Genomic DNA, 21,195 nt, shown 5'->3' with positions numbered 1-21,195 from the left:
TATCAACTTTCTTCCGCGATTTTTTCGTGCAACCAGGCGGCGTGGCGGGGGGCTTGCTTGGTGGCGGTCCATTCCTCGATCATCGGTTCGGCCACGTCTTTGAGCTGCTTCATCTGCTCCGGCGTGCCGATATCGGCAGCGAGTTCGATGCGGTGGCCATTGGGGTCGAAGAAATAGATCGACTTGAAGATGCCGTGATGCGTCGGGCCCAGCACGTCGAGCCCCATGCCTTCAAGGTGCGCCTTGGTCTCCATCAGTTCTTCCAGCGAGCCGACGCGGAACGCGATGTGCTGCACCCAGTCGGGCGTGTTCTTGTCGCGGCCCATTTCAGGCTGCTGAGGTAATTCGAAGAAGGCCAGCACATTGCCGTTCCCGGCATCGAGGAAAATGTGCATGTACGGATCATAGGCGCCGGTCGAGGGCACATGGTCTTCCGCGATGGCGAGCTGGAAATCCATGCCCAGCGCATCGCGATAGAACTCGACCGTCTCCTTCGCATCCTTGCAGCGATAGGCGACATGGTGGACGCCTTTCAGGTGTGCGGGTGATGTCATTTGGTATCTCCCTTTTCTTTCGCGGCGTTCTTTGCGCGCCGCCAGGCATTGAACCAGCTGCCGATACCGAGGCCCAGCGTGACGCCGGGAATGGCCGGAGCCGAAATCACGCCGATGCGCCACAGGATGACACCGACAACCGTGCCGGCCACGGCTCCGATCAGGCCTTCGCCGACCGGGGACAGCTGAACTTTCTTTTTCGGCTCGCTCATGCGTCCTCTTCGACCTTCAATGCACCTCGCTGGATCTGGTCACGTTCCATGGATTCAAACAAGGCCTTGAAGTTGCCTTCGCCGAAGCCTTCCTTGTAGTCGCCCTTGCGCTGGATGAACTCGAAGAAGACCGGGCCGATCTGGGCCTGGGCAAAGATCTGGAGCAGGAGACGCGGCTGGCCGCCCTCGGTCGTGCCGTCCAGCAAGAGGCCGCGGGATTTCAGGCCTTCGACATCCTCGCCATGCCCCGGCAGGCGCTCGTCCAGCATCTCATAATAGGCTGCCGGCGGCGCGGTCATGAAGGGCACGCCCTTCTGTTTCAGGCTGTCATAGCAGGCATAGAGATCGTCGCAGATCAGGGCGATGTGCTGGATGCCCTCGCCGTTGAACTCCCGCAGAAATTCCTCGATCTGGCCGCCGCCGCTCTTGCCTTCTTCGTTGAGCGGGATGCGGATCTTGCCGTCCGGCGCCGTCAGCGCCTTGGAGGTGAGGCCCGTATACTCGCCCTTGATGTCGAAATAGCGGATTTCCTGGAAATTGAAGAGCTTCTCGTAGAAGTCCGCCCAGTACGTCATCCGCCCGCCATAGACGTTATGAGTCAGGTGATCGATCAGCTTGAAACCTGCGCCAACCGGGTGCTTCTCCACCTCCGGCAGATATTCGAAATCGATGTCGTAAATGTCGAGCCCGTCGCCATAGCGGTCGATCAGGTAGATGATCGAATTGCCAATGCCGCGGATGCCGGGAATGTGCAGCTCCATCGGGCCGGTCTGGACGTGCACTGGCTCGGCGCCCTGCTCCAGCAAATGCTTGTAGGCCTTGCGGGCGTCGCGCACGCGGAAGCCCATGCCGCAGGCAGAGGGCCCGTGCTCGCGCGAGAAATACCAGGCGGCAGATTTCGGCTCGTAATTGGTGATCAGGTTGATGCCGCCCTGGCGCCAAAGCTCCACATCTTTCGAGCGGTGGCGGGCGACTTTGGTGAAGCCCATCGTCTCGAAAACCGGCTCCAGCACGCCTTTTTCCGGGGCTGAAAACTCGATGAACTCAAAACCGTCGAGGCCTGCAGGGTTGTCAAACAGGTCGGCCATGGGTTCTCTCCCTATTGTGATAATCAGATTTAGTTTCATATGTAACTATTTATTGCCGTCAAGGCAAGTATGAATGGACCCGCCATGCCCGAACCCTCCCGGACCCCTCAGCTGCGACTGCGTGAATTCCTGCCCTATCGCCTGTCCGTGCTGTCCAACACGATCTCGCGGCGGATCGCAGAGCTTTACGACCGCGAATTCGGCCTCTCGATCTGGCAGTGGCGCGTCATGGCAGTGACGGGAGATACGCCGGGCATCAGCGCCACAGAAATCGGGCAACGCACAGCAATGGACAAGGTCGCCGTCAGCCGCGCAGTCGCCGGGCTGATCGAGGTGGGCTATCTTGAGCGGAAATCCTCTGAAGAGGACGCGCGGCGCTCGATGCTGTTTCTCACGCCTGCCGGAAAGTCCGTGTACGACGACATCGTGCCGATGGCGATGTCAGAAGAACAGGCACTGGAATCCGTGTTGACGCCCGAAGAGCGCCAGGAGCTGACGCGCCTGATGGAGAAACTGGCGCAGTCAGCCTCCCCCGACCGGCCACTCTGGTAAAGGCGGCTACTACGCCCTGCGGCGGCGGATGCTGAGAGAGCGAGACACGTCCGAATCCTCTTCCAGCGTAAACCGCTCGACCAGCCGCGCGATGAAGGCGGATAGCGCATCGCGCACTTCATAGGGCGCTTCCATCGGCAGGAAGTGGGACGTCCCGCGCACGCCCTTCATCATCAAGGCCTGATTCATCAGGATGATCTGTGCCCGCACTTTCGGGGAGATGACCGAAGACCGGTTCGGCCTGAGCACGATGATCGGAATCTTGTGCTTGCGCACCTTTCTGAGGGCCCGCCAGGGCTGGTTCCGCTGTGCGGCAAACGTTGCCGATTCCCATTTCGGATCGCAGGTCAGACGCCAGACCTGATCCTCACTCTGGGCGCCATTGTGATCGACCCGGTCGATCCCGTCCAGGAGATAGTCTGCCAGGAACGGCTCGCGCCAGGTCGTGAACGCCCCGCGTCCGGTATAGGATTCCAGCGCCTCACGGAACGCCGGAAACTCCGCCCGCCGCTTCTTCGCCCCGCGCGCCAGCATGTTCCGGTTGGCGATCCAGGTGACCGGCGGGAAGACGTGCTTCCAGAAATAATAGACGCGCGGCATGATCACCGGATCGGCCAGGACAAGGCCTTTGACGAGGTCGGGCCGCTTGCCCGCGACCAGCAGCGCCACGGTCGCCCCCATGGAATGGCCGCTCAGCACGACGCCATGCGGCGCTTCCCTCTCAAGCCATTCGATCACGTCATCGCGGTAGCGGTGCCAGGATTTCATGCGGCCCGGTTTTGCCGGCATGGTCGAGCGGCCATGCCCGCGCATGTCCAGTGCCGCCACGCGCTGGCGCAGGCCAAGCGGTGCCAGCAGGGACTGGTATGTCATGGCATTGAAGCCGGTGGCGTGGATCCAGACCGCCGCGAAGGGCTTGATCGGATCGCCGAACTCGATCCCGGCCAGTTTGCCGCCGGCTTTCATCTCAGTTGCAAAACGACGCATCAGCCGCGGTTCCCGAACACGCGCCGCAGCAGCTCTGTCGTTCGCGCCACCGGGTTCTCCCGGATCTTTTTCTCTTCCTGGGCAACATAAAGGAAAATGCCATCGAGGCCGTAGTCCACCGCGTGGGCGGTCAGATCCGCCTGCAGGCTGGAGGTGATTCCGCCAGCGCCATACTGCGCAGCAACGCCTTCCATTGCCGTGAATGCACCGGACTTCGACAGGGCATCCCGGGCATAGGGGGTGAAGGCGGCGCGCAACTGGGTTTCCGTCCTGGATCGCAGGTAATCCGTCGCTGCCGTGTCCCCGCCATTCAGAATGTTCAGCGCGTCGCTGATCGTCATGTTGCGGATGGCACCGAGAATCAGGGCCTGCGCCTCCGGCACCGAATCCTCCGCCGCGCGGTTCATGCGCAGCTCAAGATCATCAAGCGGTCCGCTGGCGCCGACCTTGGCGAGGTTCGACTGGATGCTCCGATAGGTCTTGGGAAGCGGGATGCGGATTTTCGGGTCGCCATAATATCCGTTCGTCTGGCCCAACTGGTTGGCGACCAGATTTGTGCCGACGGTCAGTGCTTCGCGCAGGCCCGCATCGATCTCGGCAATGCTCAGAGCACTCTGGGATTCTGGTGTGGTGGCGGAACCAAGGACCTCTCCCAGTACGCGGCCAAACTCGCCGCTTGTCCCGGTTTCAGCACAGCCAGCCGTGAGAAGCGCCAGGCTCAGCGCTCCCAGCATCCTTCGGTTCATCTACCTTTACCCTCACTCTGGCCCCGGCCCCGGGACACTCCCTCTTCTCCTACAGGAGCGCTTCCCTGAATTGAAGCCGCTCACGCAGGCGCGGTGCATCAAAGCCTGACCTTACGAACTTGTCACGCAACTCTGCAAAGAAACTCATTGACCACGCTTGTAGTCATACCTTATGACCACATTCGTAGTCTTACCGGGGAGTCCCAGTGATGAAAATTTCCGCCGCCGAACTCGATGTGATGAGCGTGCTCTGGCAGACGCCGGGCCTCGCCGCATCCGACGTTCATGAGGCATTGGGCGATGAGAAAGACTGGACCAGCCGCACCGTGAAAACCCTGCTGGCGCGCCTGGTCGAGAAAGGCGCCCTTCGCACGGAGGAAGATGGCCGCCGCTATCTCTATCACCCCATCATTGAAGAGGGCGCCTACAAGGCGAAAGCTGCCGGCCAGTTCGTGGACCGCGTTTTCTCCGGCCGGGCAGCACCACTGGTCGCACACTTGGCGGATACGCGCGGCCTGACACCGGAAGACATTGAAGAACTGGAACGCCTGCTGGGGGATCTGAAGAAATGAACGGCGCAACTTTCCTTCCTGACATGACATCGGCCTTGCAGACCGTTCTGGCTGTCTCCGTGCTGATCGGCCTCATCCTTTTTGTCCGTCGGCCGGTTGCCAAGCATTTCGGTGCGGGCGTTGCCTATGCCCTTTGGGCCCTGCCGCTGGCCCGCCTGGTCCTTCCGCCGCTACAGGTTCCGGTTTCCCTGATGCCCCTGTTGGGCTTGCCCAAATCCGCGTCATCTGAAGCCGCTGCGGAACCGGCAAGCGTGTTCGCAGCTGCCTCAGCACCGGAAGCGATCCTTCCGGTACTCGTCACTTCTCCGTCTGCCCCGACCGTCATGCCCGCCCCTCCTCTGGCGGAAAGCGTGATCGCGAGCGGTCTGGCACCTTCCCCTACCTTGATAGACACATTGTCAGTCTTGCTGGTGCCCGGCTTGTTCCTTGTCTGGGCAGGCGGAGCTTTGATTGCCTTCGGTCTCAGCCTTTGGCGCCAGCACGTGTTCATGCAGACCGTGAAGCGGGAAGCCGTGAACGTGTCGCCCCGCCTGCAGCGCATTTCACAGCAGGTTGCCATGCAGGTCGGCCTGAAGCGCCTGCCGGTGATCGCCTCCAGCTTCATTTCGTCCGGCCCGCTTGTGACCGGCCTTTTCCGCCCGGTCGTCTTGCTGCCGGCATGGTTCGAGACGGATTATGACGACACCCAGCAGCGCGCTGCCCTCGCCCACGAGCTGACCCATGTCCGGCGCGGCGATCTCTGGGCCCTGCAGCTGGCAGAGTTCTTCATTGCCTGCATGTGGTTCAATCCGCTGGCCTACTACGCCCACCGCGCATTCCGCACGGACCAGGAAGCCGCCTGTGATGCAGACGTGCTGAAGACGGGCACCGCTTCGCCGCACGCTTATGGCGCCACGCTGATCAAGGCTGTGAAGTCGGCCTCGCAGGAGCGCCTGCCTGTTGGCGCGGGCCTGCCTTTGACGCATGCCCTGAAGGAGCGCCTCAGCCGCATGACTCATCCGGTTCCGACCCGCACCCGCCGCCTCGCCGGTGGCACCGCAACCGCTGTCATCGGGGCAGCCGCCCTGATCGCGACCTCCTCGGTCCCGGCTAATGCAGGCGAACGCGATCACCATGAACTGCGGATCGAGAACGGCACCGCCTACGTGAATGGCAAGATGATCCCTGACCGCCAGATCATTGTCCTTGGCGAGCCTTTTGAAGGCATCGAGCCTGGTCCCGAATTCACTGCGGAGATCAACCGGCTGTCCCAGGAAATGGCTGAGGAAGGCAGGCTGATCACCAAGCTCACCGCCAAGATTACATCGAACCTTCCCGAAATGAATTTCTCCATGGAAGACGACGCAGAGTTCCAGGCCCTCATGGCCGAGCTGAACGACTTGCCCATCGTCATGGACTTCAACGAAGATTTCGACGTCCAGTTCGACGGCGAAATGTCCGACGAGGACTGGGAAGCCTGGGGCAAGAAATGGGAAGAATGGGGAGAACAGTTCGAGAAACGCGCGGAACAATGGACCGTCGTCTACGAAACCCGCGCAGAAGAGATGCACCAGAAGCTTGAACCTGAACTCGAACGCATGACCGAGGAACTGGAGAGCCGTCTGGAAGAGAAATCCATCAAGCTCGAAGCGCTCATCGACGAAAAATTCGGCGACGACTTCGAATTCCGTATCGACGCAACCTCCAGCGCCCTGGATGCCCTCGTGGAAGAATGCCGCGACGCCGACCTTGCGGATGGTCAGACGAAGGTGATGAGCCGCACCGTCGACCTCGGGAACGGCAAGAACACGGTCAAGATCGCCTGCGTGAAGGGTGATGGCGAAGCCCTGCGGTCCCCAACCACTTTGGCGGTCATCAATTCCAGCAAGAAGCTGTGCGACGTCGAAAAGAAGTCGTTCCGTGATCAGGTCTACCCGGAAGGCGAACTCGACGGCGCTGAAAAGTAAGCTCCTGTAAGCGTTCGCGCTCAAATCCCAGGACCAAGCCCCGGCACTGACCTGCCGGGGCTTTTCCGTCTGAACGCGAAGGCTTTGCAGGCCCGCCGAGCCCCTCTAGGGTGCGCTCGATTTCTGACACACTTACCGGAGCTGCCGGATGACCCCGCGCCTGACTGCCCTGACCCTGTTCCTGCTGCCGCTGGCAGCCTGTGCGACGGTCGAACCCGAGCCCTGCTCTGCCGAATGGATCGACTACAAGACGGACAAGATCCTGCGGAAGTTCGCATCTGAAAACCGCGGCCTGATCAACGACTTCCGCCGGCTCGCCCGTGAAGACGGCGAGGTGGACCCGTTTGTCGCCATCGCTCTCGCCCGCAAGTCCAACCGGATCCAGACCTTCGCCGACTCGTTCAACCGCACTGTCCTGCCGGAGCTGGAAGCTGCCGTCGATCAGTGCGGCCGCCATGAGGAATTTGTTCCCGCCCTGACCGCTTTCCTTCAGGATGAGGGCGTCAGCGATGAGGCCATCAGCTGGATCATCCCCTTCGTCGGCGTGATGACCGAAATGCGCGATGGAACATTCGATCTCGACGGGCATCACCAGGACTGAAACACATGCGCACACTGATTGTCGTCCCGGCACGCTATGCCTCTACTCGCCTGCCCGGCAAACCTCTGGTGATGATTGCAGGGCGCACCATGGTATCGCGTGTCGCGGCGATGGCTGCGAAGGCGGCGGACGCGCTTGGCGATGCGCAGCACGTGGTGGCAACGGACGACGCGCGGATCGAAACCCATTGCCGGGAGCTTGGCATCCCGGTCGTGATGACGGATCCGAACCTGCCTTCCGGCACGGACCGCGCGCTGGCGGCAGCAGACGCGATGGGCGCCGCGCCGGACGTTGTGGTCAATCTGCAGGGCGACTCGCCCTTCACCCCGCCGGCCCATGTGATTGCCGTCGCAGAAGCCGCAAGGGAGTCTGGCGCGGATGCGGCGACCCCCTATGTCCGCCTCACCTGGGACGCGCTGGACGCCTTCCGCCTGCACAAGCAGGAAACCCCGTTTTCCGGCACCACGCTGGTCCATGATGAAACCGGCCGCGCCTTGTGGTTCTCCAAGAACCTGATCCCTGCCATGCGCAAGGAAGCAGCCTTGCGGACGAAGGGCGACCCGTCGCCCGTGTGCCGCCACATCGGTCTCTATGCCTACCGGCTGGAGGCGCTGCGCCGTTATGTCAGCCTGCCGGAGGGGCGTTACGAACAGCTCGAAGGCCTGGAGCAGTTGCGCCTGCTCGAGAACGGCATGAGCATCCAGTGCGTCGAGGTAGAGCCGGACCGGATCGCCATTCCCGGCATCGACACGGCCGAAGATGTCGCCCTTGCAGAACGCCTCGTCGCCGAGCATGGCGACCCGCTGGAGGCCTGACCCTCATGGGACGGATCATTGTCTGCCGCCATGGCAATACGTTTGACAAAGGTGATGTGGTCACGCGTGTCGGCGGCCGAACGGACCTGCCGCTTTCCAGATCCGGCACAGAACAGGCCGAAGCGCTTTCCCGCCACTTTGCTGACACAGCCTTCCGTGCTGCCTATTGCTCCTCCCTTCAGCGCACGCGGGAAACCGCCGCTGCCATCCTCGGCGCCCGCGCGGATGGCCCCGACCTCACCGTCCTGCCCTTCCTGACGGAAATCGATTATGGCCCGGACGAAAATGTGGCCGAAGAGAAGGTGGTCGCCCGTATCGGCGAAGACGCCATGCGCGCCTGGGAGGAAGACAGCCGCGTGCCGGATGGCTGGACCGTGGACAAGGCCGCCATTCACGCCGGCTGGAAATCCCTGCTCGCAGAAGCGTCCCGCCTGCCGAAGGAAGAGACCATCCTCGTGGTCACCAGCAATGGCATCGCCCGGTTCCTGCCGGATGTCGTGGATGCGGTACCCGTCGGCCTGCAGCCGAAGCTCAAGACGGGTGCCTGGGGCATCGTCGCGTGCAATGCCGGCACACGTATATTGGCGTGGAACGAGCGCCCGCCTGTCTAATCAGACTACCTGTCAGGCCGCGTCGCGGTCGCCGGTTTCGTCTTCCATCTCACCGGGCCCGGCAATCGGCAGGGTGAAGGCGACGGTCGTGCCCTCCCCCTCGATGGACGAAATGCTGAGCGTTCCGCCATGCATTTCCGCGAAGGATTTGGTCAGCGCGAGGCCGAGCCCCGTGCCTTCATAATTACGGTCATGCGCGCCCGCAGCCTGTTCGAAAGGCTGTGACAGGCGCGGAAGATCCGCCGCCGGGATGCCGATACCCGTATCGGTGACGGAGACTTTGATGTCCGGGCCGTATTGCTGAATGGCCACCGTGATCCTGCCGCCCGCATTGGTGAACTTGATGGCGTTGGAGACAAGGTTCAGCACCATTTGGCGGATGGCACGATGGTCGGCGTCGATCTCCGGAAGGCCGGGCTGAACATCCAGCACGACCTCAATATCCTTATCGGACGCCTTGCGGCGGATCATCCGCACCGCCGCATCGACCGGGTCGACCGGATCGATCGGTTGCGGATTGATCGTCATCTTGCCGGCTTCGATCTTCGCCATGTCGAGAATGTCGTTGATCATGTCCAGCAGGTGCTGGCCAGATGCCAGGATGTCCTGCGCATAGCCCTTGTAGCGCGGGTCTCCGAGCGATCCGTACAGCTCGTTCGCAAGGATCTCCGAGAAGCCATTGATGGCGTTCAGCGGCGTGCGCAGCTCGTGGCTCATATTTGCCAGGAAGGCGGACTTGGAGTTCGCCGCGTTTTCGGCGCGGGATTTCTCTTCCGTCAGCTTGCGTGCGAGTTCGCCCGCGCGGCCTTCCGAGCGTTCGAGATCCAGAACTGTCTTGCGCATGCGCTCCTTCTGGCGGCGCAGTTCTTCTTCCTTGCCGATATTCTCGGTCACATCGATGCCGATCGTGATCAGGCCACCATCCGGAGACGGCCGCTCGACCAGCTTCAGCCAGCGGCCACCCTGCAGGCAGACCAGATTGACCTGCTTGTCATCCGCTGACGGGCGCTCTGCGCGCACAGCCCCTGCACGGGCAATCGTGACCGTCTCGTGCGTCATGCCGGGCCGCAATGTGTCGGTCAGGCCGAAATCCGTGGCAAAGGCACGGTTCCAGTAAAGCAGGCGTTTGCGGTGATCCCAGAGTGCGAATGGACCACTGAAGCCTTCCAGCGCGTTGCGCAGGCGCCGCTCTGCAGCCTTCACGCGATCTTCCGCCTGCTTGCGGTCTGTAATGTCCAGCATGATACCGCCGAATAGCGCGCCGTCATCCGTCTCGGTGCCTGAACCGCGCATCTCGATCCAGCGCAGCGGCGGCTGGGCCGCAGCAAAGGAGACCTGCAGCCATCCGATGTCGCGGGATTTCTCGATCGCCTCGCGCACGCGTGCCTGATGTTCGGGATGAACCTGTTTCAGCAGATTGCCGAGCGACACGGTGCGCATGCCTTCAAGGCCGAGCAGTTCGCTCGAGGCTTCAGACAAGAAGACTGACGTCTGGTCCGGCGTCCATTCCCAATAGCCGGCGCGGGCGCTGCGCATGACGGTCGCCATGATCCGGTCGGCCTGTTCGTCCCGCGCGGCTTCCACAATCGTATTGGCCTGCTGTTTCGATAGGCGGCCCAGAAGGCCCGTGATGGCCAGGACAGGTGCAGCAAGCAGAAGCGCAAAAATCAGCAGGCTGACCAGATCGTCCCGCGTGAACACGTCTGCGCGGGTGGTGTTGCAGACGGCGAGGCCGCCACCGGCGAGATCGCTGCATGCCAGGGCGGACCGCTGCATGCCCTCACCCTTTTCGAATCCGGCCTGACGGATTGGACGAAGCCCATTTGCCGGACGCGGGACCGGATCACCTGCCACGATCTGAAGTCCGCCGGAGACGAGCGAAATCTCGCGTCCCGGCATGGTTGCCGGTAACCATGTGCCCGCCGGGGCGAGTGCGATGATGGCATTCCGTTCGCTGCCCGTGACCAGAACCACATCGCCAAGCTCTGACAGGCCGGCGCGCTGACCATGTTCGATCAGGCGCTCCGCCACCGAAGCAGCCGCGTCGAGCCGGCTGCCATCCGGCGCCAGTTTCGCATCGGACAGGGACATGACTGCATCGACGCCCGGCGTGGCGCCAGCAATAGCCGACCGGGACGCATGGCTGTCCGCCACAAGCCGGATTGCGGTCTCGACCGTGTCAGCCCGGCCTGCGACCCGCCCTGCGAGCGCTTCGGCTTCTGCCTGCAGTGTCAGCAGCAGGTTCGCGTCGGCGCGCTGATGCTCGTCCCAGGCTTTCAGGCCCATGGCCGCTGCGAGCAGGAGGATCGTCCCGGCGATGGTCCATTTCAGGCGTGCTGAAATCACTTCAGACACAGGGTCTGAAGCTTGATTCGATTGGGATTTTCTATCCGCGTCTACCAATGGATGATCCCATGCCCGCAAAACGGGCAAAATTCGCACAAATTACCTTGTCCGCCGGAATCATTGCCCGAGCGTTAACAAATCTCAAAGTTTCGTTAACGCGCTGTCTTAGCCGAGGGCGCGGGCCACAATGTCTGCTGCGTTGGAGGAAAGGCCTGCCGCCTGAAGACGTTTCAACGTCGTTTCTGCTGCCGCCTTCGCCTGCGGCTCCAGGATGCGCCACTGCTCGAACGCCGTGAGCAGACGCGCCCCCAGGGCCGGGTTCGCTTTATCGGCCTTGAGGATGACTTCTTCGACCGCCTGATAGCCGGACCCGTCCGGCGCATGGAAGGCCGCGAGGTTCTGCATCGTGAAGGCTGCCACGACCGACCGGACACGGTTGGGGTTGCGCAGGTCGAAGGCCGGATGGGCCGCAAGCGCCTTCACCGTCTCCGCATCGCCAGTGGTGGCCTGAAGGGCGAACCATTTGTCCATGACCAGCGGATTGTCTTTCCAGGTCTCTTCGAAATCGGCGAGGGCATCGTTCGCCTTGCCGCCTTTCTGCACCGTGTAGGCGCGCAGCGCTGCGAGGCGTTCGGTCATGTTGGTCGCGCCATCATAGAGCTTGCGAAGCGTGTCGGCGGCGCCCGTATCGGGCGAGACACCGAGCAGCACGATCATTGCTGTCCGCAGGGCACGGATCCCGGCCTGTTCAGCGCCCGGATCGAACGGCGCCGGCGTCGGTTTGCCAAGCGTGTCGGCGATGAAGCCGGACAGTTTGGCCGCCAGGGCAGACTGGAGCTTTTTCCGGGCCGCATTCAGCGCAACCGCATCGGCTGGCTGGCGCTCAAGGAACATTTCCCCCACTTCCGGCAGGCGCGTCAGCAGCGCGGCAAAGGCCGGGTCGTCGACGGCATTTTCCACCGCGCCGGCGAGTGCCGCGACGAGTGCATCGTCCGGCTCAGCCTGGCTGCCTTCGGAAAGGGCAAGGATCTCTTCCTTCACCAGCGTCTGGACAGCGTCCCACTGATTGAACGGGTCTGTCTCCATACGGACCATGGCGAGGCGCTGGTCACGCGACAGTTTGCGGTTCAGGCGCACAGGCGCCGTGAAATCGCGGTTCACCGAGACGAGTGGCGGCTCAGTCACCGTGTCCGGCATCTCCAGCGTCAGGGTCACATCCTCATCTTCGAGGATAGTCGTCCATTCGGCGAGATTGCCTTCCTCATCCAGCAGCGCCATTTCCAGCGGGATCGGCACCGGCTGCTTCTCCGGCTGGCCGGGCGTCGGTGGCGTCTTCTGCGTCAGCGTGATCTCGATTTCACGCGTCTCGGGATTCCAGTTTTCCTCGACGGTCACTTCCGGCGTCCCCGCCTGGGCGTACCAGAGGCGGAACTGGGCGAAGTCCTCGCCCGTGACATCCTCGAAGCATTTGTAGAAATCCTCGATCGTCACGGCCTGGCCGTCATGACGTTCGAAATAGAGGTCCATGCCTTTGCGATAGAGCTCCTCGCCGATCATCCGGCGCAGCATGCCGATAAGTTCGGCGCCCTTCTCATAGACCGTCGCGGTGTAGAGATTGTCGATCGAGCCGTAATGGTCCGGACGCACCGAATGCGCCAGCGGACCTGCGTCTTCCGCGAACTGGCGCGCGCGCAGGCGGATCACATCCTTGATACGCTGCACCGGGCGCGAACGCATGTCGGCGGAGAAGTTCTGGTCACGGAAGACCGTCAGGCCTTCCTTCAGGCAGAGCTGGAACCAGTCGCGGCAAGTGATGCGGTTGCCGGTCCAGTTGTGGAAATATTCGTGGGCGACGATACTCTCGATGGCCTCGAAGTCTGCGTCCGTCGCGGTCGATTCATCGGCCAGCACATAGGCGGAGTTGAAGACGTTGAGTCCCTTGTTCTCCATGGCGCCGAAATTGAAGTCGCGCACGGCCACGATGTTGAACACGCCGAGGTCATAGGCGCGGCCATAGGTCTGCTCGTCCCAGGTCATGGAACGTTTCAGGCTGTCCATCGCCCAGGCGGCGCGTTCGGCATCGCCCTTGTCGACATGGATCGCGAGCGCGATCTCGTCGCCATTCATCGTGGTGAAGCTGTCGCGATAGACGTCATAATCCCCGGCGCAGAGTGCGAAGAGATAGGCTGGCTTCTTGTGCGGATCGTCCCAGACGGCGAAGTGGCGGCCATCGTCGAGGTCTCCGGTCTCGCCCGGCGTGCCGTTCGACAGGAGGATCGGATAGGTCGCCTTGTCCGCGGCCATCCAGACATGGAAGGCGCTCATCACGTCCGGCCGGTCCGGATAGAAAGTGATGCGGCGGAAGCCCGTTGCCTCGCACTGCGTGCAGAAGCGCCCGCCCGACATGTAAAGGCCGGACAGTGCGGTATTCTTCGACGGGGCGATCTCGACTTCCGTGACCAGCGTGAACGCATCCGGCACCGAGGCGATGGTCAGGCCCTTCTCGGTCCGCTCATAGGCGCCCGCCGCCAGCGGCTTGCCGTCAATCGCAATCGAAAGGAGGGTGAGCCCTTCCCCGTCCAGAACCAGCGCCTCCCCAGCGCCGCCCGTCCGGCGGACCTTCAGTTCGGAGTGGACTTTGGTTGCATCCGGATCGAGATCGAAGCGCAAATCCACCTGCTCGATTTCGAACGGATAGGGCTTGTAGTCGGAAAGTTGCACGGAAACGGGGGTTTCGGTTCGCATGAGGGCTCCGGGGTCTTGGCAATTGCTTCATTGGACATAGGAAATGGCGGGAGGCGCGTCGAGGGCCGGAACGCTGCCGGCGGGCACAAGGCCTGCATTGAACTCCGGTTACACATGGAATGCATTCATATGGCCCAGCTTTTCCGATCATCCGCCATGCGCCGGTTTGCGGGCATGACTGCAATCTGCCTCATGCTCGCGATCGCTGTCCTGTCCGTGATGCCGCCCGGGGACCTTCCGCCGGTAGAAGGGTCCGACAAGCTGAAACATTTCATCGCCTATGGCAGCCTCGGGGGCGCCATCGCGATTGCCGCAGGCCCGGGCCGGGCGCTGCGGGCCTTCCTGATCACGATTGGCTATGGCGCCCTGATGGAAGTCGCTCAGGCCCTGGCGCAGACAGGTCGGGAATTTTCAATATTGGATGAAGTGGCCAATATGCTTGGCGCAGGCCTCGGCACGGGGATCGCGCTCGCCCTCCGGCGCTGAAGCCTATTCCGCGGCGACCGTGTCCGGCGCGTCGTTCAACTGATAGACATAGCGCAGGATCATCGCGCACTGTTTGGCGACAGGCAGCAGGTCTGCCGGAAAATCCTTCGGATTCTCGGCTGCCACTTCCGCAATCTTGCGGGCAATGCGCAACAGGTCCGGCGTCTGCACGATCATCCGGGCCTGGTGCTCCACACGGTGCGGGTCGCGGTCGAAATCGACGGGATTGACCCGCCAGCCGCCGGTATCGCCCTCATCGGTCAGGACCACGGGAAACGTGCCGAGATTGTCGCCGGAATGCTGCCCCATCGCCGTCCGCCACTTGGTGGACCGGCGGCCGATGCGCCAATGTTCCAGCAGCAGGTCATCATCGTGACTGGCGGTCTCGTCGGCATGCATTGCCTGTTCCGAGACAAGCTCATGCGCCTGGAACTCCCGGCCCAGCCCGCACTCATAGGTGACTTTCAGCGGCTCGCCGACATTCTTGACCCAATGCGGGATCACCTGTTCGACAAGCGCCCAGGTTCCGACCGGCTTCACGTAGACACGCTGCATCTTGTGAAAATGGGCTTTGGCCATGAAGATCTCCTGTAGCCGCCCACCCTGTCATGTCTTGATTTCCGCGCCATGAAGCCCGTCTGCGAAATTTTACATAAAACCTTGCGGCACCTTTCCGCCGGGTCACGGCTTTCCGTGCACGTAAAGCACGTTATTTTCCAATCCGAGAACGTAATCACGCCCGTATAAAGGGCGAAGGGAGGCCATCTACTCATGAACTTCGACTTTTCCGAAGACCAGAAATTCCTCGCCGGTGAAGCGCGGAAATTCCTCGAAGCCGAGAGCGCCATTCCGGTGGTGCGCGAGGTATTGAATGATGACGACAAGGCCTATTCGGAAGGCCTCTGGAAGAAGATCGCGGAAATGGGCTGGCTGGGAACGGCTGTTCCGGAAGAACAGGGCGGCCTCGGCCTCGGCATGCTGGAAATGTGCGTGCTGGCTGAAGAAATGGGCCGCGTCCTGGCGCCGGTCCCCTTCTCGTCCACGGCCTATTATCTGACTGAAGCGATCAAGCTCGCCGGGTCGGATGAGGTGAAAAACGACATCCTGCCGCGCATCGTCGCCGGCGAAATCATCGGCTGCTATGCGGCCAGCGAAGGCCCGGGCCATCCGGACCCGGCCAGCCTGAAAACCACGTTCGACGGCTCCACCGTCTCCGGCACCAAGATCCCGGTCACCGATGGCGGCATCGCCACGCACGCTGTTGTGCTGGCCAAGGAAGGCTCCGGCGCGAGCCTCGTGCTCGTGGATCTCTCTGGCGCAGGCGTGACGCGCAAGGCGCTCTCCACGCTGGATCCGACGCGCGGCCATGCCGAGCTGACCTTCGACAAGACACCGGGCATCCGCCTCGGCAAGGCCGGTGAAGGCGCAAGCCTGAACGACCAGCTGATGGACAAGGTTGCCGTGCTGCTCGCCTTCGAACAGCTGGGCGGGGCCTCGCGCGCTCTGGAAATGGCGAAGGAATATTCGCTGGAGCGCTACGCATTCGGCCGTCCGATCGCCGGCAACCAGGCCATCAAGCACAAGCTGGCCGAGATGTACGTGAAAAACGAAGTGGCCCGCTCGAACTGCTTCTACGGCGCCTGGGCCCTGTCGACCGATGCCCCGGAAATGCCGGAAGCCGCCGCTGCCGCCCGCGTGGCCGCATCGGAAGCTTTCTGGTATGCTTCGAAAGAGAACATCCAGACCCATGGCGGCATGGGCTTCACCTGGGAGGTGGACTGCCACCTCTACTACCGCCGTGCCAAGCTGCTGGCCGTTCAGGCTGGCGGACCGAAAGTCTGGAAAGAGAAACTCGTGCGTGCCCTTGAGCAGAAAAACGCCGCCTAAGGAGGAAACATCATGGACTTCAACGATACACCCGAAGAAGCCGCTTTCCGCGCTGAGGCGCGCGCCTTCCTCGAAAAACACCTGAAGCCGAAAGGCTCCGCCCCGGCCTCGCGTGACCGCGTGAACATGCTGGAAAAGGCGAAAGCCTGGCAGAAGACGAAAGCCGAGAACAAGTTCGCGCAGATCACCTGGCCTGAGGAATGGGGCGGCCGCGGCGGCACGGCGATGCAGAGCGTGATCTGGGGCCAGGAAGAGTCGAAATTCGACGCGCCGACCGGCCCGTTCGCCATCGGCCTCGGCATGTGCGTGCCGACCGTCATCGCCTTCGGCTCCGACGAGCACAAGAAGCGCTACGTCCAGAAAGCCCTGATGGGCGAGGAAATCTGGTGCCAGCTCTTCTCTGAGCCGTCTGCCGGGTCTGACGTTGCCGGCCTGAAAACCCGCGCCGTGAAAGACGGTGACGAATGGGTCATCAACGGCCAGAAGGTCTGGACCTCCGGCGCCCACTATTCGGACTTCGGCATCCTCCTTGTCCGGACGGACCCGAAAGTGCCGAAGCACAAGGGCCTGACCATGTTCATCGTGAACATGAAGCAGCCGGGCGTCGAAGTGCGTCCGATCCACCAGGCCTCCGGCGGCCGCGAGTTCAACGAGGTCTACTTCACTGATGTTCGCATCCCGGACTCCGATCGCCTCGGCGATGTCGGCGCAGGCTGGAAAGTCGCCCTCGTCACGCTGATGAACGAGCGCCTTGCGGTCGGCGGTTCTCCCGGTCCGGACTGGGGCGAGATCATGGAATATGCCCGCAGCCAGGGCACGCTGTCCGACCAGGCCTTCCGCGAAAAGCTGGCGGACTGGTATGTCGCGGCGCAGGGCTACAAGCTGACCAAGTTCCGCACGCAGACGGCCCTTTCCCGCGGCCAGACCCCGGGACCGGAAAACTCGATCGGCAAGATCATCACCGCGAACCACCTGCAGGATATCTGTAACTCGGCCATCGAGATGCAGGATCATTACGGCATCATCAACGAGTCCGATCGCATGCCGGCCGATGCCATCTTCCAGCAAAGCTTCATGTGGGCCCCGGGCCTGCGTATCGCTGGCGGTACGGACGAGATCCTGAAGAACATCATCGCAGAGCGCGTTCTGGGCCTGCCGCAAGATGTCCGCGTCGACAAGGACAAGCCTTTCGACGAAATGAAAAGCGGCTGATAAGTCCTTCATTGCAAACATAAAAACCCCGGCCGGTCTGACTGGCCGGGGTTTTTACGTATGGCGATCAGGAAAACTTATGGCAGACTGCCCCCAATTCTGGAGGAGCCTGCCATGTTCAAGACCAATGAAGGCACGATCGACCGCGTTCTGCGCGTCATTGTCGGCCTCGCCCTGATCGCTATCGTCTTTGTCGGCCCGCAAACCCCTTGGGGCTGGATCGGCCTCGTGCCGCTGCTGACGGGTCTCGTGGGCACCTGCCCGCTCTACACGGTGCTCGGCATCCGAACCTGCAAGCTGTAGAGACCTGACGTCCGATCAGGCGTCCGGCTCAGTGGCCGTGGCCTGTTCGGAAACGAACCCCGCCACTTGCGCCGCGCAGGCCCGGCCCGCTTCGGCCAGCGCGAGGGCGCGGGACTCAGCAGAGGACGCGCCGGCATTTGCCGATGAGGTCACATTTGTCTGCGCGACGACCTTGCGTGTGCCCGCTTCCACAAGCGTCGCCTCGAGGTCGCACCTGGCCAGCGTGCCTGCCAGCGTGAAGTCTTCGATCCGCCACACGAGTTCATAATCTGCATGGGCGCCCGCCTCCAGCGCCACGGCAACCCCTGCGCCTTTGTCGTCCAGCGCATCCAGCACCGCCACCTGCATCAGGCGCGTGGCATTGTCTGCCCATTCCACGCCGCGCACGAGGCGCAGGGCACCGGCGGCATCCTCAGACGCAATCACACGTCCGCCGAACAGGCGGGAGGCTTCAGGCTCGCGAACGGCCACGACCGTATCGACCGGATAGGTTTCGGTCATCGCGCCAAACCGGTAGAGGCCGTCCGGAACTTCCGGTTCCGGCAAGATGCTGACGCAGGCGGTCAGCGCCGTCATGGCGAAGGCAAGGGAAATCGAGCGGATCATCAGCGTTTGTCCTCATAGGGAACCGGTTCCCCGACAAGCATGCTTTGCGGGTTCTGTTCGAATTCGCGGGTCAGCCGGTCCATCCGGCTGATCAGGATGCGGAGGTCCTGCGCCGCCAGACGGGAGTCTTCCACCACGCCGGTGGCCGGACCTTCCAGCAGGGTATTGACCACGCGCACTGTGTCGCCGCCCTGCACCATCACGGCATCGGCTGAGGCGACCACCTTGCCCACCTCGGCCAGCAATTCGTCGAGCTGTCCGGAAAGGCCGGCGAGCTCTTCATTGGCATTCGTGCTGAACTCCGCAGCCGCCTCGGAGGCCGTTGCGAACTCGTTGCTGGCACGGGAAAGGTCTTTCATCGTGCCGGTGGCCTGGTCGATCAGGCCGTCATCTGCGGCGAGCTTCGTAGTGATGGTCTCGATATTCTTCAGCGAGGCGCTGATCGACTCGACATTCTCGTCCGTCAGCAGCTTCTTCACCCGCTCCATCGTGTCATTGGCCTGGCCCAGCACCTGCGCGCCACCCGCAACGATCTGGTCGAGCTGGGTTCTCTCTGCCCGGATCACCGGCACGGGCTCACCCGGCTTTGCCTCCAGCAGCCGCGCCGTCGGAGAGCCTGCACTGATCTGGACGAAGGTCACGCCTGTGATCCCGGCGAGCTGGATCGAAGCAGTGGAATCCGTTTTGACTGGTGTTTCGCGGTCGATCCGGATACGGGCGCGCACTTTGGACGGGTCGGCGCGGTCGATACGGACGGTCGAAACTTCGCCCACCTTGATCCCGATATAACGCACGGCCGATCCGTCCTCGAGGGATACCGGGCCTTCGAAGACAATGTCGTACGCTTTGTAGTCCCGCTGGAACTGGGACTGGCCGAGCCACAGCACAAAAGCGGCAACGGCCATCGTTGCAACAATGACGAAAGCGCCGATGACGGCATAATTCGCTCGCGTTTCCATCGGTCCGGGCCCCCTTTCTAGTGTCCCGTTGCCGCGCGTCCGCGTGGGCCGCAGAAATATTCCTGCACCCACGGATGATCGAACGCACGCAATTCTTCGATCGTGCCGACTGCCAGCACGTGTTTCTCTCCAAGCACGGCGATCCGGTCGCAGGTCGCATGCAGCGTATCCACATCATGCGTGACAAGGAAGACGGTGAGCCCCAATGCCTGTTGCAGGCTGCGGATCAGGGCATCGAATTTTTCCGCGGTAATCGGGTCGAGGCCGGCGGTCGGCTCGTCCAGGAACAGAAGTTCCGGATCCAGCGCCAACGCCCGCGCCAGTGCCGCGCGCTTGCGCATGCCGCCGGAAAGGTCTGACGGGTATTTCGGGCTCGCCTCGGCGCTGAGGCCCGCCATGCGGATCTTCATATCGGCCAGCTGGTGGCGCAGCACCGGCTCCAGCTGCGTGTGCTCCTTCATCGGAACTTCGACATTCTCCCGCACGGTGAGATTCGAGAACAATGCGCCATCCTGGAACATGACGCCCCAGCGCTGCTCGACCTCGGCCCGCTCGACCTCATCAAGCGTTTCCAGCCGCTCGCCGAACACTTCGATACTGCCGGTATCGAATTCCTTGAGCCCTGTGATGGCGCGCAACAGGACAGACTTGCCGCAGCCCGACGGGCCGATAATGCCGATGATCTCGCCCCGGCGGATGTCGAGGTCCAGATGCTCGTGTACGACATGCGTGCCATAGGCTGTCTTCAGGTCACGGATGCGGATGATGATGTCGTCCGTCATATGCCAAGCTCCATATAGAGAATGGCAAAGATTGCATCGAGGACGATGACGGCAAACAGGCCCTGCACCACGGAGGTCGTGGTCGAATTGCCGAGCGACTGGACGCTGCCGCCGACATTCAGGCCCTGGCGGCAAGCAATCAGTGTCACGACAAATCCGAAGACCGGCGCCTTGGACAGGCCGACCCAGAAATGCTGCAGCGGCACGGCATTGCGCAGGCGGTCAAGGAAGACGCCGGGATTGATGTCCAGCGACGACCAGCCGACCACGACACCGCCGGCGATCCCGGCCAGCGTGGCCACGAAGGTCAGCGCGGGCGTCATCAGCAACAACGCGATGATGCGCGGTGCGACGAGAATGTCCATCGGTTTCAGGCCAAGCGTCTGCATGGCGTCGATTTCCTGGCGCATCTTCATCGTGCCGATCTGCGCGGTGAAGGACGAGTTCGTCCGCCCCGCCAGCACGATACCGGTCAGCACCACGCCAAATTCACGCAGCATCGAATAGCCGATCAGCTCGACCGTGTAGATCTCGAGATCGAAATCTCGGAGCGTCGTCGCGCCGATATAGGCGACGACCATGCCGACAAAGAAAGACAGGAAGGCAATGATCGGCATCGCATCGAGGCCCGCCTCCTCCATCACCGCGACGATGGACGTCCAGCGCAGCTTCCAGGGCTGCATGAGGAGACGGATCGTCGTCACGATCGTTTCGCCGAGAAAGGCGAGCGTCTGGAAAATTTCCGACATGACGCCGACAAAGCCGCGGCCCGTCCGCTCCAGCAGAGCGAGGAAGCCATGGTCCGGCGCCTTCGCCGGCGGCACCGGATCAGAGACGGCGTGGACCTGATCGATCAGGTGGCGGGCGACATCATTCGTGCCGGTGAGACCTGAGCCTTCCGGCGCGGCGCGCAGCGTGCGGTCGATCAGGAAGGCCCCGGCGGTGTCGATCCGGGTCAGTCCGGAGACATCCACAAGCACGGGATGATCATGCTTTAGTCCGGCCAGGTCATCATCCAGCTCGTGAATGGTCATGATCGTCCAGTCCCCCGTCAGACGGAGGGTGGCACGTTCGCCGCTCTCTTCGAGCGCGAAACCGGGGGCCGTTGTGACTGTCATCTCTGGCAACTAGCCTTCCAACACTAGCAAAACATGCTTAAGGACAGCGAAGCATGATCGGTGAAAT

22 protein-coding genes are annotated in these 21,195 nt (G+C 62.4%); 10 read left to right on the top strand and 12 right to left on the bottom strand.

The window, feature by feature from the left end; genetic code table 11:
- Positions 1–2 precede the first annotated feature (2 nt).
- From HY17_RS04605 to hppD, 3 genes are read right to left on the bottom strand one after another with little or no spacing between them, the layout of a single operon-like run.
- The gene (locus HY17_RS04605) at positions 3–554 is read right to left on the bottom strand and encodes a VOC family protein (RefSeq protein ID WP_034763314.1); all 552 of its coding nucleotides are present in this window, start codon (positions 552–554) and stop codon (positions 3–5) included.
- The gene (locus HY17_RS04600; protein ID WP_034763311.1) at positions 551–766 is read right to left on the bottom strand and encodes a hypothetical protein; all 216 of its coding nucleotides are present in this window, start codon (positions 764–766) and stop codon (positions 551–553) included. The genes HY17_RS04605 and HY17_RS04600 overlap by 4 nt, the downstream gene beginning before the upstream one ends.
- A complete protein-coding gene (gene hppD / locus HY17_RS04595; protein WP_034763308.1) occupies positions 763–1,854 on the bottom strand; it encodes a 4-hydroxyphenylpyruvate dioxygenase in 1,092 nt (363 codons plus the stop codon). Before hppD ends, HY17_RS04600 begins: the two co-directional genes overlap by 4 nt.
- 84 nt (positions 1,855–1,938) lie before the next feature.
- Between hppD and HY17_RS04590 the strand changes: the two genes are divergently transcribed.
- Positions 1,939–2,406, top strand: a complete 468-nt coding sequence (locus HY17_RS04590) for a MarR family winged helix-turn-helix transcriptional regulator (protein ID WP_197020224.1) — start codon at positions 1,939–1,941, stop codon at positions 2,404–2,406.
- Positions 2,407–2,415: 9 nt separating this feature from the next.
- Here the strand turns inward: HY17_RS04590 and HY17_RS04585 are convergent, their stop codons facing one another.
- Together HY17_RS04585 and HY17_RS04580 are read right to left on the bottom strand one after the other, a co-directional pair.
- A complete protein-coding gene (locus HY17_RS04585; protein WP_034763302.1) occupies positions 2,416–3,393 on the bottom strand; it encodes an alpha/beta fold hydrolase in 978 nt (325 codons plus the stop codon).
- Positions 3,393–4,139, bottom strand: coding sequence for a DUF4197 domain-containing protein (locus tag HY17_RS04580; RefSeq protein ID WP_034763299.1), 747 nt, complete (start codon positions 4,137–4,139; stop codon positions 3,393–3,395). Before HY17_RS04580 ends, HY17_RS04585 begins: the two co-directional genes overlap by 1 nt.
- A 209-nt stretch (positions 4,140–4,348) precedes the next feature.
- On the opposite strand from HY17_RS04580, the gene HY17_RS04575 reads away from it, so the two are divergent.
- The 5 genes from HY17_RS04575 (at position 4,349) to HY17_RS04555 (ending at position 8,684) form a co-directional block, all read left to right on the top strand.
- Positions 4,349–4,711, top strand: a complete 363-nt coding sequence (locus HY17_RS04575) for a BlaI/MecI/CopY family transcriptional regulator (RefSeq protein WP_034763297.1) — start codon at positions 4,349–4,351, stop codon at positions 4,709–4,711.
- Complete coding sequence (locus HY17_RS04570) at positions 4,708–6,657, top strand: M56 family metallopeptidase (protein ID WP_034763294.1); 1,950 nt, start codon at positions 4,708–4,710, stop codon at positions 6,655–6,657. The genes HY17_RS04575 and HY17_RS04570 overlap by 4 nt, the downstream gene beginning before the upstream one ends.
- A 148-nt stretch (positions 6,658–6,805) precedes the next feature.
- Positions 6,806–7,258, top strand: a complete 453-nt coding sequence (locus HY17_RS04565; RefSeq protein ID WP_034763292.1) for a hypothetical protein — start codon at positions 6,806–6,808, stop codon at positions 7,256–7,258.
- 5 nt (positions 7,259–7,263) lie between these two features.
- Entirely contained in the window at positions 7,264–8,073 is an 810-nt protein-coding gene (locus HY17_RS04560) for a 3-deoxy-manno-octulosonate cytidylyltransferase (protein ID WP_034763289.1), read from the top strand.
- 5 nt (positions 8,074–8,078) lie between these two features.
- On the top strand, positions 8,079–8,684 hold the full coding sequence (locus tag HY17_RS04555; RefSeq protein ID WP_034763287.1) for a histidine phosphatase family protein: 606 nt from the start codon (positions 8,079–8,081) through the stop codon (positions 8,682–8,684).
- Positions 8,685–8,696: 12 nt separating this feature from the next.
- On the opposite strand, the gene HY17_RS04550 is transcribed toward HY17_RS04555, so the two are convergent.
- Together HY17_RS04550 and pepN are read right to left on the bottom strand one after the other, a co-directional pair.
- Entirely contained in the window at positions 8,697–11,030 is a 2,334-nt protein-coding gene (locus tag HY17_RS04550; RefSeq protein WP_139068977.1) for an ATP-binding protein, read from the bottom strand.
- 165 nt (positions 11,031–11,195) lie between these two features.
- Positions 11,196–13,775, bottom strand: coding sequence for an aminopeptidase N (pepN, locus tag HY17_RS04545; protein WP_034763285.1), 2,580 nt, complete (start codon positions 13,773–13,775; stop codon positions 11,196–11,198).
- A 129-nt stretch (positions 13,776–13,904) separates the two neighbouring features.
- On the opposite strand from pepN, the gene HY17_RS04540 reads away from it, so the two are divergent.
- Positions 13,905–14,261, top strand: coding sequence for a hypothetical protein (locus HY17_RS04540; protein ID WP_065383302.1), 357 nt, complete (start codon positions 13,905–13,907; stop codon positions 14,259–14,261).
- 3 nt (positions 14,262–14,264) lie between these two features.
- On the opposite strand, the gene HY17_RS04535 is transcribed toward HY17_RS04540, so the two are convergent.
- Positions 14,265–14,840 (bottom strand): hypothetical protein, encoded by a 576-nt coding sequence (locus HY17_RS04535; RefSeq protein WP_034763282.1) that lies wholly within the window; start codon positions 14,838–14,840, stop codon positions 14,265–14,267.
- 192 nt (positions 14,841–15,032) lie between these two features.
- Between HY17_RS04535 and HY17_RS04530 the strand changes: the two genes are divergently transcribed.
- From HY17_RS04530 to HY17_RS04520, 3 genes are all read left to right on the top strand, one after another.
- Positions 15,033–16,148 carry an acyl-CoA dehydrogenase family protein gene (locus HY17_RS04530; protein ID WP_034763281.1) on the top strand — a complete coding sequence of 372 codons (1,116 nt, stop codon included), beginning with the start codon at positions 15,033–15,035 and terminating at the stop codon, positions 16,146–16,148.
- Positions 16,149–16,160: 12 nt separating this feature from the next.
- Entirely contained in the window at positions 16,161–17,360 is a 1,200-nt protein-coding gene (locus tag HY17_RS04525; RefSeq protein ID WP_034763280.1) for an acyl-CoA dehydrogenase family protein, read from the top strand.
- A 114-nt stretch (positions 17,361–17,474) separates the two neighbouring features.
- On the top strand, positions 17,475–17,663 hold the full coding sequence (locus HY17_RS04520; RefSeq protein ID WP_034763278.1) for a DUF2892 domain-containing protein: 189 nt from the start codon (positions 17,475–17,477) through the stop codon (positions 17,661–17,663).
- A gap of 15 nt (positions 17,664–17,678) precedes the next feature.
- Here the strand turns inward: HY17_RS04520 and HY17_RS04515 are convergent, their stop codons facing one another.
- Genes HY17_RS04515 through HY17_RS04500 form a run of 4 tightly spaced genes read right to left on the bottom strand, consistent with a single transcriptional unit; the run spans position 17,679 to position 21,128 of the window.
- Positions 17,679–18,269 carry an ABC-type transport auxiliary lipoprotein family protein gene (locus HY17_RS04515; RefSeq protein WP_034763276.1) on the bottom strand — a complete coding sequence of 197 codons (591 nt, stop codon included), beginning with the start codon at positions 18,267–18,269 and terminating at the stop codon, positions 17,679–17,681.
- Positions 18,269–19,228 (bottom strand): MlaD family protein, encoded by a 960-nt coding sequence (locus tag HY17_RS19205; RefSeq protein WP_051599697.1) that lies wholly within the window; start codon positions 19,226–19,228, stop codon positions 18,269–18,271. The genes HY17_RS04515 and HY17_RS19205 overlap by 1 nt, the downstream gene beginning before the upstream one ends.
- Before the next feature lie 17 nt (positions 19,229–19,245).
- Complete coding sequence (locus HY17_RS04505; protein WP_034763274.1) at positions 19,246–20,010, bottom strand: ABC transporter ATP-binding protein; 765 nt, start codon at positions 20,008–20,010, stop codon at positions 19,246–19,248.
- Positions 20,007–21,128, bottom strand: coding sequence for an ABC transporter permease (locus HY17_RS04500; protein WP_034763271.1), 1,122 nt, complete (start codon positions 21,126–21,128; stop codon positions 20,007–20,009). The genes HY17_RS04505 and HY17_RS04500 overlap by 4 nt, the downstream gene beginning before the upstream one ends.
- Positions 21,129–21,195: the final 67 nt, after the last annotated feature.

Origin of the sequence: Hyphomonas sp. CY54-11-8, from assembly GCF_000682735.1 — a bacterium.
Lineage (GTDB): Bacteria > Pseudomonadota > Alphaproteobacteria > Caulobacterales > Hyphomonadaceae > Hyphomonas.
This window is presented reverse-complemented; position numbering and strand designations above follow the sequence as displayed.

Bases quoted from the DNA above. Each gene is read 5' to 3' on its own strand.
- HY17_RS04605 (WP_034763314.1), bottom strand. From the start codon at position 554: ATGACATCACCCGCACACCTGAAAGGCGTCCACCATGTCGCCTATCGC.
- HY17_RS04600 (WP_034763311.1), bottom strand. From the start codon at position 766: ATGAGCGAGCCGAAAAAGAAAGTTCAGCTGTCCCCGGTCGGCGAAGGC.
- hppD (WP_034763308.1), bottom strand. From the start codon at position 1,854: ATGGCCGACCTGTTTGACAACCCTGCAGGCCTCGACGGTTTTGAGTTC.
- HY17_RS04590 (WP_197020224.1), top strand. From the start codon at position 1,939: ATGCCCGAACCCTCCCGGACCCCTCAGCTGCGACTGCGTGAATTCCTG.
- HY17_RS04585 (WP_034763302.1), bottom strand. From the start codon at position 3,393: ATGCGTCGTTTTGCAACTGAGATGAAAGCCGGCGGCAAACTGGCCGGG.
- HY17_RS04580 (WP_034763299.1), bottom strand. From the start codon at position 4,139: ATGAACCGAAGGATGCTGGGAGCGCTGAGCCTGGCGCTTCTCACGGCT.
- HY17_RS04575 (WP_034763297.1), top strand. From the start codon at position 4,349: ATGAAAATTTCCGCCGCCGAACTCGATGTGATGAGCGTGCTCTGGCAG.
- HY17_RS04570 (WP_034763294.1), top strand. From the start codon at position 4,708: ATGAACGGCGCAACTTTCCTTCCTGACATGACATCGGCCTTGCAGACC.
- HY17_RS04565 (WP_034763292.1), top strand. From the start codon at position 6,806: ATGACCCCGCGCCTGACTGCCCTGACCCTGTTCCTGCTGCCGCTGGCA.
- HY17_RS04560 (WP_034763289.1), top strand. From the start codon at position 7,264: ATGCGCACACTGATTGTCGTCCCGGCACGCTATGCCTCTACTCGCCTG.
- HY17_RS04555 (WP_034763287.1), top strand. From the start codon at position 8,079: ATGGGACGGATCATTGTCTGCCGCCATGGCAATACGTTTGACAAAGGT.
- pepN (WP_034763285.1), bottom strand. From the start codon at position 13,775: ATGCGAACCGAAACCCCCGTTTCCGTGCAACTTTCCGACTACAAGCCC.
- HY17_RS04540 (WP_065383302.1), top strand. From the start codon at position 13,905: ATGGCCCAGCTTTTCCGATCATCCGCCATGCGCCGGTTTGCGGGCATG.
- HY17_RS04535 (WP_034763282.1), bottom strand. From the start codon at position 14,840: ATGGCCAAAGCCCATTTTCACAAGATGCAGCGTGTCTACGTGAAGCCG.
- HY17_RS04530 (WP_034763281.1), top strand. From the start codon at position 15,033: ATGAACTTCGACTTTTCCGAAGACCAGAAATTCCTCGCCGGTGAAGCG.
- HY17_RS04525 (WP_034763280.1), top strand. From the start codon at position 16,161: ATGGACTTCAACGATACACCCGAAGAAGCCGCTTTCCGCGCTGAGGCG.
- HY17_RS04520 (WP_034763278.1), top strand. From the start codon at position 17,475: ATGTTCAAGACCAATGAAGGCACGATCGACCGCGTTCTGCGCGTCATT.
- HY17_RS04515 (WP_034763276.1), bottom strand. From the start codon at position 18,269: ATGATCCGCTCGATTTCCCTTGCCTTCGCCATGACGGCGCTGACCGCC.
- HY17_RS19205 (WP_051599697.1), bottom strand. From the start codon at position 19,228: ATGGAAACGCGAGCGAATTATGCCGTCATCGGCGCTTTCGTCATTGTT.
- HY17_RS04505 (WP_034763274.1), bottom strand. From the start codon at position 20,010: ATGACGGACGACATCATCATCCGCATCCGTGACCTGAAGACAGCCTAT.
- HY17_RS04500 (WP_034763271.1), bottom strand. From the start codon at position 21,128: ATGACAGTCACAACGGCCCCCGGTTTCGCGCTCGAAGAGAGCGGCGAA.